Source organism: Paenibacillus sp. FSL R5-0473 (assembly GCF_038004565.1).
In the GTDB taxonomy this organism is placed as follows: Bacteria; Bacillota; Bacilli; order Paenibacillales; family Paenibacillaceae; genus Paenibacillus; species Paenibacillus amylolyticus.
Genome location: NZ_JBBORL010000001.1, coordinates 5,869,210 through 5,885,544, shown reverse-complemented (window position 1 = coordinate 5,885,544; position 16,335 = coordinate 5,869,210). Strand labels below are relative to the sequence as shown.

The 16,335-nt window shown below is 46.6% G+C and carries 17 protein-coding genes; 16 read left to right on the top strand and 1 reads right to left on the bottom strand.

Annotated features, from left to right (window positions below; all coding sequences use genetic code 11):
- The first annotated feature begins 25 nt into the window (after positions 1 to 25).
- From MKY28_RS25970 to MKY28_RS25915, 12 genes are all read left to right on the top strand, one after another.
- A complete protein-coding gene (locus tag MKY28_RS25970; RefSeq protein WP_074092915.1) occupies positions 26 to 1,210 on the top strand; it encodes a 3D domain-containing protein in 1,185 nt (394 codons plus the stop codon).
- Positions 1,211 to 1,365: 155 nt separating this feature from the next.
- The gene (rnmV, locus tag MKY28_RS25965) at positions 1,366 to 1,911 is read left to right on the top strand and encodes a ribonuclease M5 (RefSeq protein WP_017691379.1); all 546 of its coding nucleotides are present in this window, start codon (positions 1,366 to 1,368) and stop codon (positions 1,909 to 1,911) included.
- Positions 1,912 to 1,915: 4 nt separating this feature from the next.
- Positions 1,916 to 2,818, top strand: coding sequence for a 16S rRNA (adenine(1518)-N(6)/adenine(1519)-N(6))-dimethyltransferase RsmA (rsmA, locus tag MKY28_RS25960; protein WP_100528122.1), 903 nt, complete (start codon positions 1,916 to 1,918; stop codon positions 2,816 to 2,818).
- 59 nt (positions 2,819 to 2,877) lie between these two features.
- Positions 2,878 to 3,774, top strand: a complete 897-nt coding sequence (gene yabG, locus MKY28_RS25955) for a sporulation peptidase YabG (protein ID WP_017691377.1) — start codon at positions 2,878 to 2,880, stop codon at positions 3,772 to 3,774.
- 153 nt (positions 3,775 to 3,927) lie between these two features.
- A complete protein-coding gene (gene veg / locus MKY28_RS25950; protein ID WP_017691376.1) occupies positions 3,928 to 4,203 on the top strand; it encodes a biofilm formation stimulator Veg in 276 nt (91 codons plus the stop codon).
- A 257-nt stretch (positions 4,204 to 4,460) separates the two neighbouring features.
- Entirely contained in the window at positions 4,461 to 4,637 is a 177-nt protein-coding gene (locus MKY28_RS25945; RefSeq protein WP_017691375.1) for a small, acid-soluble spore protein, alpha/beta type, read from the top strand.
- 149 nt (positions 4,638 to 4,786) lie between these two features.
- Positions 4,787 to 5,641: a 4-(cytidine 5'-diphospho)-2-C-methyl-D-erythritol kinase gene (ispE, locus tag MKY28_RS25940; RefSeq protein ID WP_026081373.1), complete on the top strand. Its 855-nt coding sequence runs from the start codon at positions 4,787 to 4,789 to the stop codon at positions 5,639 to 5,641.
- Positions 5,642 to 5,738: 97 nt separating this feature from the next.
- Positions 5,739 to 6,566, top strand: a complete 828-nt coding sequence (purR, locus tag MKY28_RS25935) for a pur operon repressor (protein ID WP_017691373.1) — start codon at positions 5,739 to 5,741, stop codon at positions 6,564 to 6,566.
- A 188-nt stretch (positions 6,567 to 6,754) separates the two neighbouring features.
- Positions 6,755 to 7,039: a septation regulator SpoVG gene (spoVG, locus tag MKY28_RS25930; protein WP_017691372.1), complete on the top strand. Its 285-nt coding sequence runs from the start codon at positions 6,755 to 6,757 to the stop codon at positions 7,037 to 7,039.
- An 83-nt stretch (positions 7,040 to 7,122) separates the two neighbouring features.
- Positions 7,123 to 7,317, top strand: a complete 195-nt coding sequence (locus tag MKY28_RS25925) for a hypothetical protein (protein WP_124118801.1) — start codon at positions 7,123 to 7,125, stop codon at positions 7,315 to 7,317.
- A gap of 77 nt (positions 7,318 to 7,394) precedes the next feature.
- On the top strand, positions 7,395 to 8,786 hold the full coding sequence (glmU, locus tag MKY28_RS25920) for a bifunctional UDP-N-acetylglucosamine diphosphorylase/glucosamine-1-phosphate N-acetyltransferase GlmU (RefSeq protein ID WP_260633062.1): 1,392 nt from the start codon (positions 7,395 to 7,397) through the stop codon (positions 8,784 to 8,786).
- A gap of 101 nt (positions 8,787 to 8,887) precedes the next feature.
- Complete coding sequence (locus tag MKY28_RS25915) at positions 8,888 to 9,841, top strand: ribose-phosphate diphosphokinase (RefSeq protein WP_017691370.1); 954 nt, start codon at positions 8,888 to 8,890, stop codon at positions 9,839 to 9,841.
- A gap of 105 nt (positions 9,842 to 9,946) precedes the next feature.
- On the opposite strand, the gene MKY28_RS25910 is transcribed toward MKY28_RS25915, so the two are convergent.
- Complete coding sequence (locus MKY28_RS25910) at positions 9,947 to 10,147, bottom strand: hypothetical protein (protein WP_024633712.1); 201 nt, start codon at positions 10,145 to 10,147, stop codon at positions 9,947 to 9,949.
- Positions 10,148 to 10,286: 139 nt separating this feature from the next.
- Between MKY28_RS25910 and pth the strand changes: the two genes are divergently transcribed.
- The 4 genes from pth to MKY28_RS25890 all read left to right on the top strand — a co-directional run bounded on the left by pth (position 10,287) and on the right by MKY28_RS25890 (position 16,119).
- Positions 10,287 to 10,847, top strand: a complete 561-nt coding sequence (pth, locus tag MKY28_RS25905; RefSeq protein WP_036606126.1) for an aminoacyl-tRNA hydrolase — start codon at positions 10,287 to 10,289, stop codon at positions 10,845 to 10,847.
- A 97-nt stretch (positions 10,848 to 10,944) separates the two neighbouring features.
- Positions 10,945 to 11,175, top strand: coding sequence for an anti-sigma-F factor Fin family protein (locus tag MKY28_RS25900; RefSeq protein ID WP_017691368.1), 231 nt, complete (start codon positions 10,945 to 10,947; stop codon positions 11,173 to 11,175).
- 272 nt (positions 11,176 to 11,447) lie between these two features.
- Positions 11,448 to 14,975 (top strand): transcription-repair coupling factor, encoded by a 3,528-nt coding sequence (gene mfd, locus MKY28_RS25895; protein ID WP_036606125.1) that lies wholly within the window; start codon positions 11,448 to 11,450, stop codon positions 14,973 to 14,975.
- Positions 14,959 to 16,119, top strand: a complete 1,161-nt coding sequence (locus MKY28_RS25890) for a peptidylprolyl isomerase (RefSeq protein WP_036668467.1) — start codon at positions 14,959 to 14,961, stop codon at positions 16,117 to 16,119. Before mfd ends, MKY28_RS25890 begins: the two co-directional genes overlap by 17 nt.
- Positions 16,120 to 16,335 lie beyond the last annotated feature (216 nt).

Below are 16,335 nucleotides of genomic sequence, written 5' to 3'. Positions count from 1 at the left end.
CGAGGCTATGAAGGAGGACGGAGAAGTGGGCACATTCCAACCAGAAGAGACCCATGAGTCACGATCATCCAGTAAGTCTTTCGCGTTGCGGTGGAAGCATGAGAACATGCGTCAAATGGCATTGATCGCGATTTTCTCAATTGCGCTTACAATCATGATCTTGTTAGTCGTTTACGGTCAGGCCGGGAAACAAATTTCACTGGTTATTGATGGCAAAGCTCAGGTGGTAGAGACTCGTACAGGAATGCTTCAGGAAATGCTGGAGGAGCAGTCGATCACAGTCAGCCCTCACGATAAGGTATCCATGTCCATGAATGGGGCGTTAACAGATGGAGACCGAATCGTTATTGAGCGGGCCGTTCCAGTTAACATTACGGCAGACGGAGACACCAAGACTCTGTATACAACCGATTCATCGGTAGAAGATGCAATTCAAAAATCAGGTATTCAAGTTGAAAGTAATGATAAAGTGTATCCGGCGCTTGGAACTGCTATCAAAGCGGAGATGAAGATTCGTGTAGTGCGCGTAACAAAGCGTACAGTGGATGTAGAGCAACCGATCGCTTACAAAGTCATTAAAACGGCTGACCCTAGCTTGTACAAAGGTGATAACCGTGTCGTTGTGAACGGCAAAGAAGGCACAATTGTACAGCATATCGAAAAGGTATTTCAGGATGGAGAATTGGTCTCCAAAAAAATGGTTGGCAAATCTGTCGCTAATAATCGTGTAGATAAAGTGATCGCTGTCGGCACCAAAGCAAAACCGGTCGTGAAGGAACCTGAGATTCAGACCGTATCGGCTCAAACGTCAACAACCAAAAAGGCTACAACAACGAACTCGAAGAAAACATCTGCCTCGGGCAGCAAAGTAATTACCGTATCCGGAACTTCTTTTAAATACTCCAAAGTACTTAAAAATGTATCCATGACTGCCTACTCTTCCGAAGAGCCTGGCATTGGTACTAAAACGGCTTCTGGTACTCGTGTAACAGAAGGACGCACCATTGCGGTTGATCCCAAAGTCATTCCAATTGGCTGGTGGGTATATATCGAAGGTCTGGGATTCCGTCGTGCGGAAGATACAGGCGGTGCCATTAAAGGCAACAAAATTGATGTGTATTATGACAGTGTGAAGCATGCCCTGAATTTTGGACGTAAGAAAGGCAAAACGGTCTACGTGATCGGTCCGGTGAAGCCGGAAGCGAACTAAAATCGTTTTACTTTGAAATGGGAATGCTATAAAATAGTTGCATGAATGATTCATGCGGAATATGCGGCGGAGGAGTCTGAATTCAGTCTCCCCCGCCGTTTGGCAGAGAAGAGGATATTCCTCTTCTTTTTGCGTTAGAAAGGAAGAAATGGAACATGATAAAAGAAGTCATTGTGGTGGAAGGCCGTGACGATACGGTAGCTATCCGTCGGGCCGTGGAGGCCGATACCATAGAAACAGGTGGATCAGCCATCAACCAACGCATTCTGAAGCGGATTGCGCTTGCTCAGGAGAGACGGGGAGTCATTGTACTGACAGATCCGGATCATGCTGGCGAACGCATTCGTAAAATTATTGCGAACAAGGTCCCTGGCTGCAAACATGCCTTCATTCCGGAAGCCGATGCAACGCGCAAAGGGGACATTGGGGTGGAGAATGCCTCACCAGAGGCGATCCGTCATGCTCTGGCGCGCGTACATACTTCATACGAAGGTGCTCCGAGCCTGATCGATTGGGAGGACCTGATCGCGGCAGGACTTATCGTGCATCCGCAGGCTGCTGCACGTCGCATGGAGATGGGCAATCTGCTAGGCATCGGTTATTGTAACGGGAAGCAGTTCCACAAACGTCTCAGTGTATTTCAGATTACACGGGAAGAATTCTCTACAGCATTAGCGCAAATTGAACGTGAAGGATTGTGAGCATATGAAGAACATGGAAGAGACGATTGAAATTGCAACGCCCAAGCGTACGAAAGAGATTATTCAAAGACACGGATTCTCATTTAAGAAAAGTCTGGGTCAGAACTTTCTGATCGATCAAAATATCCTGAACAAAATCGTTAATGCAGCCGATCTGGACGAGTCTAAGGGCGCACTGGAGATCGGGCCGGGTATTGGAGCCCTCACGGAGCGACTGGCTCGGGTAGCCGGTCCCGTCACAGCCGTAGAGATTGACCAGCGCTTGATCCCAATCCTGGGAGAAGTGATGCAGCCTTATTCGAATGTACGTGTTCATCATGGGGATGTGTTGAAGCTTGATCTGGCTGAGTTGTTTAATACGGATTTTGCATCCGTGGACAAAGTCAGTGTCGTAGCTAACCTGCCTTATTATGTAACGACTCCAATCATGATGAAACTGCTGGAAGAGAAGCTGCCGGTAGACAGCATTGTTGTCATGATCCAAAAAGAAGTGGCTGAACGCATGGCTGCTGCACCGGGATCAAAAGACTACGGTAGTCTGAGCATCGCAGTTCAGTACTACAGTATGCCGGAACTTGTGTGTATTGTGCCTCCTACGGTATTCATTCCGCAACCTAATGTGGAATCAGCTGTCATTAAGCTGAAAGTGCGTGAGCAGCCGCCAGTGGAGATTCCGGATGAAGCACACTACTTCGAAGTGGTACAGGCTTCTTTTGCCCAGCGGAGAAAAACAATCTCAAACAACTTGAAGGCACGTTTCTTCACAAAGGAGAACCGGGAACAGGCAGACATTCTGCTGGAGCAGGCAGGTATTCAACCGTCCCGACGTGGAGAGACGTTGAGTCTGCAAGAGTATGCCACACTCAGCACCGTAATGTGGGAAGCAGGGGTACGTGCAGCGCTGTAAAATTTGAATGAACCAAACCGGGTCTCTGCCCATACGATGGGGTAGAGGTGATTACGTTGATGAATATCGGAGACTTGGTCGTTCGGAAGTCATACGGCGGCGATGTGACTTTTCGGGTGGAAGGCCTCCAGTTGGATGCTGCGGTCATTAAAGGGACTGAGTTCCGGCTGATTGCCGATTCCCCGGTGGACGATTTGATACAGGTTCCCTACGAACCACAAAGCGCCAAGACCAGACAGGCGCATATTAAAGCACATCAGACCCTGTCCCGTCTGCAGCAGAATCGTATGGAACAGGCTGAGCGGAATCGTGAAGGTCTGGTACAGGATTGGTCTGCCCAGCAGGAACCAGCTTATTTTGAAATGCCTGGAAAGGTGCTTCATCTGGATGGAGATCCGAACTATTTGAAAAAAAGTATGGATCTCTATGAGCAACTTCGTGTGCCCGCAGAGGGACAGTATGTCCATGAATCGGCAATGGCAGATACCTTATACCGCTTATTACCCAAAGTACGTCCGGATATCGTAGTTATTACGGGTCATGATGGGGTGTTAAAGACACGTCAGCCCTATGACTTATATAGTCTTGGTAGCTACAAGAACTCGCAAAATTTTGTGTCGGCCATTCAGGTGGCCAGACAATATGAACGCCATCTGGACGCACTCACTATTGTGGCAGGGGCCTGTCAGTCCCATTTTGAGGCACTGCTGCGCGCTGGAGCGAACTTTGCCAGTTCTCCAGGCAGAATTCTCATTCATGCACTTGATCCGGTCTATGTGGCAGCCAAGGCTTCCTTTACCTCTGTGCGTGATACGGTCAACATGAGTGATGTTCTGCACAATACCATCAGTGGTAGCCAGGGTGTGGGTGGTGTCGAGACACGGGGGAGTTACCGGGTAGGTCTGCCTGGGCTGAATGATTTATCTACGCTAAAAGTGAACCCGTCGGCAGTCTGATGTAGGCCATTTAAAGTCCCAATTTGGGGCTTTTTTTGTTTGCAAAAAAATTCATTGACAACAACTTTTTGATGCTGATATAATAATTAGTTTTGATTTGACAATGACTGTAAAATCCGGTATAATGGACAAGAAAAGAGGTGGTCGTCGACAATGGCTAAAAACACGCTGTTGGATATCAAACGCAATCTCGATGCACATATTGGTCAGAAAATTATGTTGCGGGCTAATGGTGGCCGCCGTAAGACCATTGAGCGTACGGGTGTATTGGAAGAAACGTACCCTTCTGTTTTTATTGTTAAGCTTGATGAGGAGCAAGAAACCTTCAAGCGAGTATCTTATAGTTATGCGGATATACTTACGGAATCGGTGGAAGTCATGGTTTATGACCCGGGCAGCCAGACGCATAGCTCCTATATGGAGACGTAAGTATCGATTTACAGGCGATTCGCCCCACAAGGCGGATCGCTTTTTTATTTTCTTTAAACATCAATTCACCCTCTATCGTAACCCATACATACTCAGGAATGAGCGAGGAACGGTCGCGGCATACTATATGGACAGGTGAAGGGACAGTTTCTTAAGCAATGCAGGAAACTGAATATAGCCTGGTGACAAAATGTCCAAAACGTGAACGAACAACGAACTCATCACATTATGAAGGATACTTTGGAGGAGGATGGTTCATGAGTCGCAGAAGAAGAAGTGTCATGTCAGAGGATCTGAAGAATGAGCTCGCGAAAGATCTGGGCTTCTATGATACTGTGCAACAGGAAGGCTGGGGCGGAATTAAAGCCAAGGATGCAGGAAACATGGTAAAACGTGCAATTCAACTTGCTGAACAGGCTGCGCGCAAATCTTAATCCGTTTCAAGCAGACTGAAAAGCGGGGAAATCCGTCAGGAACAACCCCGCTTTTTCCCCTTAGATGCGGAATACAAATGACTTGACAGCCCCATTTTGATATAATATGTTAAGTTGTCTTAGGGAAAAGGTGAGGACGGGTGAACGCCTTGAAAATTTACGAAAAAGCGCCTGCTAAAATTAATTTGATGCTGGACGTTTTACATAAAAGAAGCGATGGATTCCATGAAGTTGAAATGATCATGACCATGGTCGATCTAGCTGATCGGCTGGAAATGTCGGAGCTGCCGCGAGATACTATTTTCATCTCCAGTCAGGCGGGTTATATCCCGCTCGACGAGAAGAATCTGGCTTTCCAGGCAGCCAGACTCATTAAGGAGCGCTATAACGTGCGTACGGGTGTCCATATTCATCTGGATAAAAAGATTCCAGTTGCAGCCGGACTCGCCGGCGGCAGCAGTGATGCAGCAGCAGCGCTGCGTGGATTGAACCGTCTGTGGCGGTTGAATATACCGGATCACGAACTTCAGGAGCTTGGGGCTGAACTCGGGTCGGATGTTCCATTCTGTATCACAGGAGGGACTGCACTCGCTACAGGCCGTGGTGAGAAGTTAACTCCCATTCCTAATCCGCCGCAATGCTGGGTAATTCTGGCCAAGCCTCCGATTAATGTGTCTACAGCCGATGTGTACGGAAGGTTCCGCAGTGACAAGATTGTTCGTCATCCGAGTGCAGCTAAAATGGAGCAGGCTATTCGCAATCAATCATTTACGGAAGTCTGTGACCAGATGGGCAATGTGCTTGAAGATGTAACGTTGAAGCTGTATCCGGAAGTTCAGCATCTGAAGGATGCCATGATTCGATTGGGTGCAGACGGCGTGTTAATGTCTGGTAGCGGTCCAACGGTATTTGGTCTGGTTTCCAAAGAATCCAAGGTTGCCCGGATATACAATGGTCTGCGTGGGTTCTGTAAAGAAGTGTATGCTGTACGTATGTTAACGTAAAATTCGCTTTTATAATGTACAAACACGTATAAAGGTGTTATATTCTTAAATAATTATTCGGATTTGGATGTTTCCGTGATCGTGAGGATGGATCTCTGTGAAGAAGTTAAAACGAAGCGCAAGGCTGGTTGAAATGACGCAATACTTATTGTCCAGACCGCATACGGTTATTCCGTTGACCACATTTGCCGAACGTTATGGTGCCGCAAAGTCTTCAATTAGTGAAGATTTGGCGATTATCAAGGAAGTGTTCGAAGAAGGTGGGTCAGGAGAACTGCATACACTGGCTGGAGCAGCCGGGGGAGTAAGATGGATTCCGAAGGTATCCCGAGAACTGGCATTGGCATTTGCGGAGCGGCTCTCGACCCAGCTCGCGCAACCTGATCGGATCTTGCCTGGAGAATACCTGTACATGTCCGACTTGCTTGGTCAGCCCGCATTGATGAATGAAGCCGGCAAGATTTTTGCAACGGCCTTTGGCAATATGAATATTGATGTGGTTATGACGGTAGAAACCAAAGGAATTCCACTGGCTTATGCGACCGGTGCTCAGCTCAACCTGCCTGTCGTGCTCGTACGCAGGGACCATCAGGCTACAGAAGGATCGGCCGTAAGTATCAATTATGTATCCGGGTCCCACAAAAGTCTGCATACCATGTCCCTGTCCCGCAGGGCGATGCGTGAGCATTCCAGAGTACTTATTGTGGATGACTTCATGAAGGCCGGGGGTACGGTGCAAGGAATGATCGATCTTTTGGCCGAGTTTAATGCTACAGTTGCCGGGGTAGGGGTACTGGTGGAATCTGGTTCTGTAGATTCAGAAGAACGCCTGTTAACAGATTACGTATCTCTGGCAAAACTGACAGCGGTTGATGCCAAGAGCAGACAGATTTCCGTCAAGCCTGGCAACTATTTTGACCTGTAGAAAGATGACGAATGTTATGTCGTTAAAAGGTCTTTTCCATCGACCTGGCATGAACGTTGTCGAATTGTGTATTAAATAAAAAAATTCCTGAAATTAGGAAATTTTTGTGGTTATAAAAAGAAGGAGTTCGTATATGCTGTGTGGAATTATACACCAAGTTCTGATGGAAAAAGGTGGTGAACACACACATGCAAATTACGGATGTCAGACTCCGCCGTGTTAACTCGGAGGGGAGAATGAAGGCTATCGCATCCATTACCATCGATAACGAATTCGTCGTTCATGACATTCGTGTCATTGATGGTAACAACGGAATGTTTGTTGCTATGCCGAGCAAACGTACTCCTGATGGAGAGTTCCGTGATATCGCCCACCCGATCTCTTCCGGTACGCGTGAGAAGATTCAGGCAGCAGTTTTGACTGAATACGATCGTGCGGCAACTGAGGAAGAAGTCATTGAAGAAGGTGCCTGAGAACATTATTGGGGTTCGAAGGAAAAGAGAGCCATGTCTTATGGCTCTCTTTTCTTTTTGACCGGAATAAGATATATTCAGTATTGAGTTTATTAGCAGAGAACAAAAAGCGCATCGTGCGCTTGGTGGCAGGGCGGCATCTTAGGAATCATTGGGATTCGGTTAAGCTCGCAGGTACACGGCGTATACATATAGGTCACGATTCGTTGGTGTCCGCGTTGTTACGTGTGATTACAGAGACAGCAGGCGATGAACAGGACCGGCTTGAAGCCGGCTGAACGATACTCATTGGATATAGATCAGCAATGCATTTCAATGGGATTTTCAGAACAGGAGGTCGTTAATTTTGAAACGAATGGCAATCGTTCTTGCCGCAGGGCAAGGAAAACGAATGAAATCAAAATTGTACAAAGTACTGCATCCCGTATGCGGTAAACCTATGGTTGGACATGTGCTGGATGCGGCACTCAGTGCAGGCGTTGAACGCAGTGTAGTTGTAGTCGGTCATGGTGCCGAAGCGGTGCAGTCATTTTTGGGTTCGAGAGCAGAGTATGCACTCCAGGCAGAACAATTGGGTACAGGTCATGCAGTGAAGCAGGTTAAATCTTTGCTTGGCGGCGAAACAGGCTCTACAATTGTGGTCTGTGGAGATACACCGCTTGTGACCAGTGAGACGTTGGAAGGTCTGATGAAGCTGCATGAGAGCAGCGGAGCAGCAGCGACAGTTCTTACGGCTCAGTTGGACAATCCCAAAGGTTATGGCCGCGTTATTCGTGGAGAAGATGGATCTGTACAACGGATTGTGGAACAAAAGGATTGCACAGAGCAGGAAGATGCTGTGAATGAGATTAACACAGGCACATACTGTTTCGATAATGCAAAATTGTTCGCTGCCCTGGAAAAAGTGACGAACCAGAACGCTCAGGGAGAGTATTATCTCACAGACGTAGTTGGCATTTTCCGCAATGATGGAGAAGTAGTTGAAGCTTACATGTCGGATGACATCGCAGAATCCATCGGGGTTAACGACCGACTTGCACTTTCGCAAGCCGAAGCCTTCATGCGTGAACGTCTTGCCGTACGCCATATGTTGAACGGTGTGACAATCATTGATCCGTCATCGACATATATCGGAGCGGATGTTACGATTGGATCAGATACAGTTTTGTATCCGGGGACAATCCTCAAAGGCACAACTTCCATTGGTGAAGCATGTCATATTGGTCCTCAGGCAGATGTGGAAGACAGTGTTATTCAGGACGGAGTTACAATTAAACATTCGGTAGTATCCAATGCCGAGGTTGGTTCTGATGCAACGGTAGGTCCATTTGCTAATTTGCGTCCAGGGACTAAGCTGGGTCGCAACGTAAAAATTGGTGACTTTGTTGAAGTGAAAAATGCTACAATTGATGAAGGTTCCAAAGTATCTCATCTCAGCTATATTGGAGATGCCAAAGTAGGGAAAAACGTAAATGTTGGATGCGGGGCAATAACTGTCAATTATGATGGTTATAATAAAGCTGTGACAACGATTGAAGATGATGCTTTTGTAGGCAGCAACGTCAATCTGATTGCACCGATTACGGTAGGAAAAGGCGCTTATGTGGTTGCTGGCTCCACCGTTACCCATTCCGTTCCCGAGAATGATCTGGCCATTGCTCGTCCACGTCAGGAGAATAAACCTGGTTATGCGGAGAAGATTCGCGGACGTGCCAAAGCCAAGAAACAAAATGCCAAACCCCAATAAGGGGTTTTGATAACAAGATTGCCTCCCGAAGATCGGGGAGGTGCCGACATGTCGCAGACGCTTATTGATTCCAATGAACCAGCACGGAGGGTTTTTATTTTATGACTTATTTTGATTCGAAATTAAAAATATTTACTTGCAATTCTAACCCCAAGCTTGCCCATCAAATTGCTGATTATATCGGGATCCCTATGGGTGAATCTCACACAACCAGCTTTAGTGATGGCGAGATTCAAGTGAAACTCTCCGAGAGTGTTCGGGGTTGTCACGTTTATATCGTGCAGTCCACTTGCTTGCCGGTTAATGATAACCTGATGGAAATGCTCGTTATGATTGATGCACTCAAACGGGCATCTGCCAAGACGATTAACGTCGTTATTCCTTACTATGGCTATGCAAGACAGGATCGCAAGGCGCGTTCGCGTGACCCGATTACAGCGAAACTGGTTGCTAACCTGATTGAAAAAGCGGGTGCAACCCGTGTCATCGCGATGGACTTGCATGCAATGCAGATTCAGGGATTCTTCGACATTCCAGTCGACCATTTGCTTGGCGTGCCAATTCTGGCTCAATATTTCCGGTCGAAACAGATCGAAAATCCGGTTGTTGTGTCGCCTGACCACGGTGGCGTAGTGCGCGCACGTAAACTGGCTGATTTCCTGAATGCACCCCTGGCGATTATCGATAAACGTCGTCCTGAGCCCAATGTGAGCGAAGTGATGAACATTATCGGTAACATCGAGGGTAAAACAGCTATCCTGATCGATGACATTATTGACACGGCGGGAACGATTGTACTGGGAGCGAATGCTTTGATGGAAGGCGGCGTAAAAGAAGTATACGCTTGCTGTACTCACCCGGTATTGTCCGGACCTGCGATGGAACGTTTGGAGAATGCACCATTGAAGGAAGTCATCGTAACGGATACTATTCCAATTACGCATGCTAATCCGACAAGCAAACTCAAAGTGTTGTCTGTAGCGCCTTTGCTCGGAGAAGCAATTATCCGGGTTCATGAGGAATTGTCAATCAGCAAGCTGTTTGAAATTGAATAAGGATGTCTGCATAAAGTAGTAGAGGGGTTACGTTTTCCGGTTCAATGGAAAATGTAACCCCTGTCGGCGTGCCGTTTTATTAAAAGTGAAACAGACGCTGGTCAGCTAATACCCCGGGCGGGAGATAAATCGGAAACGACGCCGATGAAAAAGCGTGTCGGCAATTTCGACGAATTGATTATCGAAACGTGTGATTAGACCAATCTCAATATGGGTGTCGCGGTCGTATACCTGTACAGGTACGTGATATTCGAGATGATAGATAAAATCGCTATGTTGAGTCAGTTGTCCATTGTCTTCGCGCAAAACCCGCTCACCTTCCTGGGTCGATAAAATATTAACTGTGAACACTACAGTAAATCGATCTTTACTTTCTTGATATTATATGAAATATAAGATTCGAAGTCTATGCCTCACCTCAGGCTAATCCGAAGGAGGGAACAAGATGAAGTGGATTGTCGGACTTGGAAATCCAGGCTCGAACTATGCCAAAACCCGTCATAATATCGGTTTTATGGCACTGGATCGGTTGGCTGATCGTCATAATATCTCCATTACACAGAATAAATGTAAAGCGCTGATTGGAGAAGGCAATATTGGCGGTGTGAAAACCGTACTGATCAAACCAATGACCTATATGAACTTGTCTGGTGAATCGGTTCGAGCATATATGGATTTTTATAAAGTTAGTCTTGAAGATCTGATTGTTGTGTACGACGACATGGATACAGAGATTGGCAAAGTCAGATTACGTTACCAAGGTAGTGCAGGCGGACATAATGGAATCAAGTCCATTATTCAGCATACCGGTACACAGCAGTTTAACCGGGTGCGCATGGGAATATCCCGGCCTGAACCAGGACATGCCATTGTTGATTATGTACTGTCGACATTTATGAAGAAAGAAAAGGAAGCCCTTGATCAGACCATTGAGCAAACATGTGATGCCCTGGAGCATAGCTTGACTCATACGTTTGAACAAACAATGGCGAAGTTTAACGGTTAATTTTGTAAGACATACTGGTAAAATGATCATAAAGACGGGTTCGATTCAGCCATACTGGACATACTGGATGTATAAACCATGTTCAGGAGGCATAAACATGTCAGTGAATTACGTATGTAGGCATTGCCGTACCTTTATTGGACGAATCGATTCTGCCCGGATAACGGAAGTAGAGCTCGGCTTTCATTTCTTGACCCCCGACGAGCGGAGGGATATAATAGCGTATAATTCCGGTGGTGACATTACCGTTCGGATTACATGTGATTACTGTAAGGAAGCCCTGGAGCACAATCCGGAGCTTAGCCTGCTCGCGAGTCCGCTTCAGTAGACATCGCCTGTACAGGATCGAATGACAGTTGAGGGCGGTTGCGTAATAACGCTCCACCTTTTATAGCCTTGGCAGCCTGCTGAGGCTTCTTTTCAGTTGGCATGAAAGTCATGGCTATCTCGAAATCAGGCTCAGCCGCATCAACAGATGTGGCAATGTTGCGAGTAATCCGATATGATGAAACAGGACAAAAAGGAATTTGTATCCATTTTAATAGTGATGCTACGCGTATGCGTGAGATAATCAAGTAAGTTATAAGAGAGGTGCCCCTTTTGTTACAAGCACTTATACAGGCTTTTTCCAAAGATCCGGACTTCGGATCCATTACAGCCGGAATCAAGTCCGGCATGAAGGAACAATTGGTTTCGGGTTTATCCGGCTCGGCGCGTCAGATTATGCTGGCTGCTCTGCATCAGGAAATGAACCGACCATTGCTCGTAGTAACACATAATATGTTTTCAGCTCAAAAAATTGCAGAAGATTTACAGGAAGCGCTTTCACCTGATCAGGTGTTGATCTATCCTGCCAACGAGCTTGTCGCTGCGGAAGCTGCTGTTTCCAGCCCGGAAACATTGGGTCAGCGTATTGATGTGTTGGTCCGTTGCGCCCAGGGATTCAGGGGCGTTGTTGTTATTCCTTTTTCCGGGGTAAGACGTTATGTTCCGCTTCCGGAAGTGATGGCCAATGCTCGAATTTTGATCAAACAGGGTAACACACTTCAACTGGACTCCTTCCTACTGGAGATGGTAAAGCTCGGATACGAGCGTGTGGAACGCGTGGAATCTCGTGGTGAGATGAGTGTACGCGGAGGTATCATCGACTTCTATCCGGTTACTTCATCGATCGCATATCGGGTGGAGTTATTTGATGATGAGATCGACTCCATTCGGACATTTGATCCAGCGGATCAGCGTTCGATTGAACGGATTGAAGAAATTACGGTTTTACCATGCAAGGAGTTAATTGCAGATCGTGAACGTATGGAAAAGGCTGCCGATGCGGCTGCTCTTTTGCTGGAGCAACAGCTGGAGAAAATGACGGACCGGCAGGCGAAGCTGCGTCTTCGTGAGGAAATTCACCGGGAGATCGAGCTTTTGCGGGAACACGTGTATTTCTCCGAAATGTATAAATATATTTCTCCGCTCTATCCGGAGAACAAAACGATCTACGACTATATGCCAGAAGATACCCTGCTGGTTCTTGATGAGCCTGCCAGACTATCGGAGACATCGAAACAGCTGGACCGTGATGAATCAGAGTGGAACCTGCATTTGATGCAAAACGGAAAAACACTTCCGGATCTTCCATTATCCGCAGACGGTGATGAACTCTTGTATGAGCGTCCATTCCAGACGCTGTTTATGTCGATCTTTTTGCGCCAAGTTCCACACACTCAACCACAAAACATTCTGAACTTCATCAGTCGTGGCATGCAGGATTTCCATGGACAGATGAACGTACTGAAGGCAGAGATGGAGCGTTGGCAGAAGGCCGGAGTCAAAGTGCTCATGCTGGCGAACGGTGAGGAGCGACTCGAGCGGATGCGCCGGGTACTGATGGACTATGATATTCCAGAGCCAGAGATGATGATTGGTAATTTGCAAACGGGATTTGAAATGCCGTCCATTCATTTGGCTGTTGTGACCGAGGGCGAGATGTTCTCGCAAAAACAGCGTAAAGTACGCAAACCGATTCGGAATGTGGATAATGCTGAACGGATCAAATCATATAGCGAGCTAAAAGTGGGCGATTATGTCGTTCATCAGAACCACGGGATTGGTAAGTACCTGGGGATCGGCACCCTCGAGGTTGGCGGTATTCATAAGGACTACATGCATATTCTCTATGCGGGTGGAGACAAACTGTCTGTACCTATTGAGCAGATCGATCTGATTCAGAAATATGTTGGTTCCGAAGAGAAAGAACCGAAAATATACAAGCTGGGCGGCAATGAGTGGACACGGGTTAAAAATAAAGTTCGCACATCCGTACAGGATATTGCTGATGATCTGATTAAGCTGTATGCAGAGCGTCAGACCTCCAAAGGGTTTGGATTCGACAAGGATTCTGCGGAGCAGCAGGAGTTTGAGGACATGTTCCCTTACGATGAGACACGTGATCAGGTGCGTGCGATCGAAGAAATCAAAAAAGACATGGAACAAAACCGTCCAATGGATCGTTTATTGTGTGGGGATGTTGGTTACGGCAAAACCGAGGTGGCTATTCGGGCTGCATTTAAAGCAGCTATTGAAGGCAAACAGGTGGCTGTACTCGTGCCAACAACCATTTTGGCACAGCAGCATTTTGAGACGTTCCGTGAGCGCTTCTCCGGTTATCCGTTCAACATTCATGTGCTTAGCCGGTTCCGTTCCCGTAAAGAGCAGAATGAAACAGCGAAAGGCATCAAGGCAGGTACAGTGGATATTGTCATCGGGACACATCGATTGCTGTCGCAGGATCTGGTGTTCAAAGACCTGGGACTGCTCATTGTTGATGAAGAACAGCGCTTCGGTGTAACCCATAAGGAAAAACTGAAGAAGCTGAAAACCAATGTAGACGTGCTGACACTGACGGCAACGCCGATTCCGCGTACGCTTCATATGTCCATGCTGGGTGTGCGTGATCTGTCCGTTATTGAGACTCCACCAGAGAATCGTTTCCCGGTGCAGACCTATGTGGTTGAACACAGCCAGGCGCTTGTTCGTGAAGCCATTGAGCGTGAGCTTGCCCGTGGTGGGCAAGTGTATTACCTCTACAACCGTGTTCAGGGAATCCAGGAGATGGCAGCCGAAATTTCTGAACTTGTGCCTGAAGCCAAAGTTGGTGTAGGACATGGTCAGATGTCGGAAACAGAGCTGGAGAAAACGATTCTGGACTTCCTGGATGGTGAATATGACGTGCTTGTGAGCACAAGTATCATCGAGACCGGGGTAGATATTCCGAACGTAAATACACTGATCGTACATGATGCGGATAAAATGGGACTCTCCCAGCTGTATCAACTGCGCGGACGTGTGGGTCGTTCCAACCGTATTGCGTATGCCTATTTTACGTACCAACGGGATAAAGTGCTTACTGAAGTTGCTGAGAAACGTCTGCAATCAATCAAAGAATTTACCGAACTGGGTTCAGGATTCAAAATTGCCATGCGTGACTTGTCGATTCGTGGTGCGGGAAATCTGCTAGGAGCGGAGCAGCATGGTTTCATCGCTTCCGTCGGGTTTGATCTGTATTCCCAGATGCTTGCAGAGGAGATCAACAAACGCAAAGTTACGATGCTTGGCGAAGAGCCGGTACCTTCAGACCAGTGGAACACAACCCTGGATCTCAGTATCGATGCCTACTTGCCGTCCGATTATATCTATGACAGTATTCAGAAGATTGAGATCTACAAAAAAGTGGCGGTCATTGCATCCTTCGACGATGCGATGGAGTTGGAAGACGAATTGGTTGACCGATTCGGTGATCTTCCGGAAGCCGTCATTAACTTGCTGGCTGTTGCGCGGATGAAAGTATACGGCAAAATCTACGGTATTGAGTCCATTTCCCAACGTGGTGAGGACATTACCGTGAAGTTCTATGAAGGGCGTGAACATGCCTTTGAACTCTCGAAAATCGCGCACATTGGAAATCAGTTCGAAAGACGTGTACAATTTGAACAAGGACCCCATATGCTGATTCACGCTAAAGGCAAGGGGCTTGGGGATAAGCAACTGATGGAGCTGGTAGAGAAAATTCTGGAGTCCATGAAAACTGCTTTTAAATCAAAGGGGGAACTAAAGGATGTTACCAAAGTATAAAAAAGTAGGAAAAGTACTGTCTGTGAGCATGGTCGCAGTACTATCCTTATCACTGCTTGCTGCATGTGGCAAGAAAGAAGAAGCAAAAACACCGGAATCGACGGATACAAGTGCTGTAGTCGCTACGTATGATGGTGGTACTATTACAGCCAATGAATTCGATATGGAGCAACGTGTCATGAAATTCCTCTATCCGGAGTATGCACAAATGATGGATATGGACGATTTCAAAGAGTATCTGGTGAAACAGGAAGTTGCTTATGAATATCTGAGTGGCAAAGCAAGTGAAGAAGCCAAAACAGCAGGTACAAAAGCGGCAACTGAGCAATTCGATAAAATGAAAGCTTCTGTTCAGGCAGATCAATGGACAGAAATGCTCAAAGCTCAGAAACTGACTGACGACAACATTAAAGACTACATGACTCGGATCATGACAGTAATCAAAGATAAAGAAACAGGCGTTACGGACGATGCAATCAAGGCTGAGTTTGAGAAAAACAAAGATCAGTTCACAACGGCTTCCGTTCGTCACGTGCTGATTAACTTCACAGATCCAAAAACGCAAAAAGAGCGTAAAAAAGAAGATGCACTTAAAATTGCAAAAGAAGTAAAAACCAAGCTGGATGGCGGAGCTGATTTTGCTGAAATTGCAAAAAAATATTCCGAAGATCCAGGTTCTGCTGAAAAGGGTGGACTGTATGAAAATACACCTGTAGGTAGCTGGGTGGAAGCATTTAAGGAAGCTGCAAAAACATTGCCACTGAATAAGATCAGTGATCCAGTAGAGACAGAGTACGGTTACCACGTCATGAAAGTGGAAGCTCGTACTGAAGCTGACTTTGCCAAATTGACGGCTGAACAAAAAGAAAGTCTGAAGAGCCAATTGGCTGCAGCCGAAATCGATACGTTCATGCAAAATGAATTGGACAAAATCGTAAAAGAAGTTAAACTGCCAAAAACAGAAAAAGCTGAAGAAGGTAAGACTGAAGGCACAACTGAAGGCACTACGGGTACAGGAACTGAAGGAGAAAAAACAACCGAACCAAAAACGGATGACTCCACAGGTACGGATACCAAGACTGACCAAGGTACGACTGGAACAGACAAAGATGCAACTACAGATGAAGGTACAAGCAGCAAGTAAGCTGGTAAAATTGCTGTGTTAGCATACGTTCAGGGTTGAATTCGCCCGAATGAATGCCTTGTACTTCGTAAATATGGACAACCATGCAGAGAAGCAAGGGGAGGACTTAGGACCTCCTTCTTGCTTCTTCTTGTATACATTCAAGCCGTATGGGTACATGGTCGCCTTCTTCGAAAGTTACACAACTATATTCTCCGAAGCATGTATAAGGAAATG

Excerpts from the sequence above, each read along its gene's own strand:
- rnmV (WP_017691379.1), top strand. The coding sequence starts at position 1,366 with ATGATAAAAGAAGTCATTGTGGTGGAAGGCCGTGACGATACGGTAGCT.
- rsmA (WP_100528122.1), top strand. The coding sequence starts at position 1,916 with ATGAAGAACATGGAAGAGACGATTGAAATTGCAACGCCCAAGCGTACG.
- yabG (WP_017691377.1), top strand. The coding sequence starts at position 2,878 with ATGAATATCGGAGACTTGGTCGTTCGGAAGTCATACGGCGGCGATGTG.
- veg (WP_017691376.1), top strand. The coding sequence starts at position 3,928 with ATGGCTAAAAACACGCTGTTGGATATCAAACGCAATCTCGATGCACAT.
- MKY28_RS25945 (WP_017691375.1), top strand. The coding sequence starts at position 4,461 with ATGAGTCGCAGAAGAAGAAGTGTCATGTCAGAGGATCTGAAGAATGAG.
- spoVG (WP_017691372.1), top strand. The coding sequence starts at position 6,755 with ATGCAAATTACGGATGTCAGACTCCGCCGTGTTAACTCGGAGGGGAGA.
- glmU (WP_260633062.1), top strand. The coding sequence starts at position 7,395 with ATGGCAATCGTTCTTGCCGCAGGGCAAGGAAAACGAATGAAATCAAAA.
- MKY28_RS25915 (WP_017691370.1), top strand. The coding sequence starts at position 8,888 with ATGACTTATTTTGATTCGAAATTAAAAATATTTACTTGCAATTCTAAC.
- pth (WP_036606126.1), top strand. The coding sequence starts at position 10,287 with ATGAAGTGGATTGTCGGACTTGGAAATCCAGGCTCGAACTATGCCAAA.
- MKY28_RS25900 (WP_017691368.1), top strand. The coding sequence starts at position 10,945 with ATGTCAGTGAATTACGTATGTAGGCATTGCCGTACCTTTATTGGACGA.
- MKY28_RS25890 (WP_036668467.1), top strand. The coding sequence starts at position 14,959 with ATGTTACCAAAGTATAAAAAAGTAGGAAAAGTACTGTCTGTGAGCATG.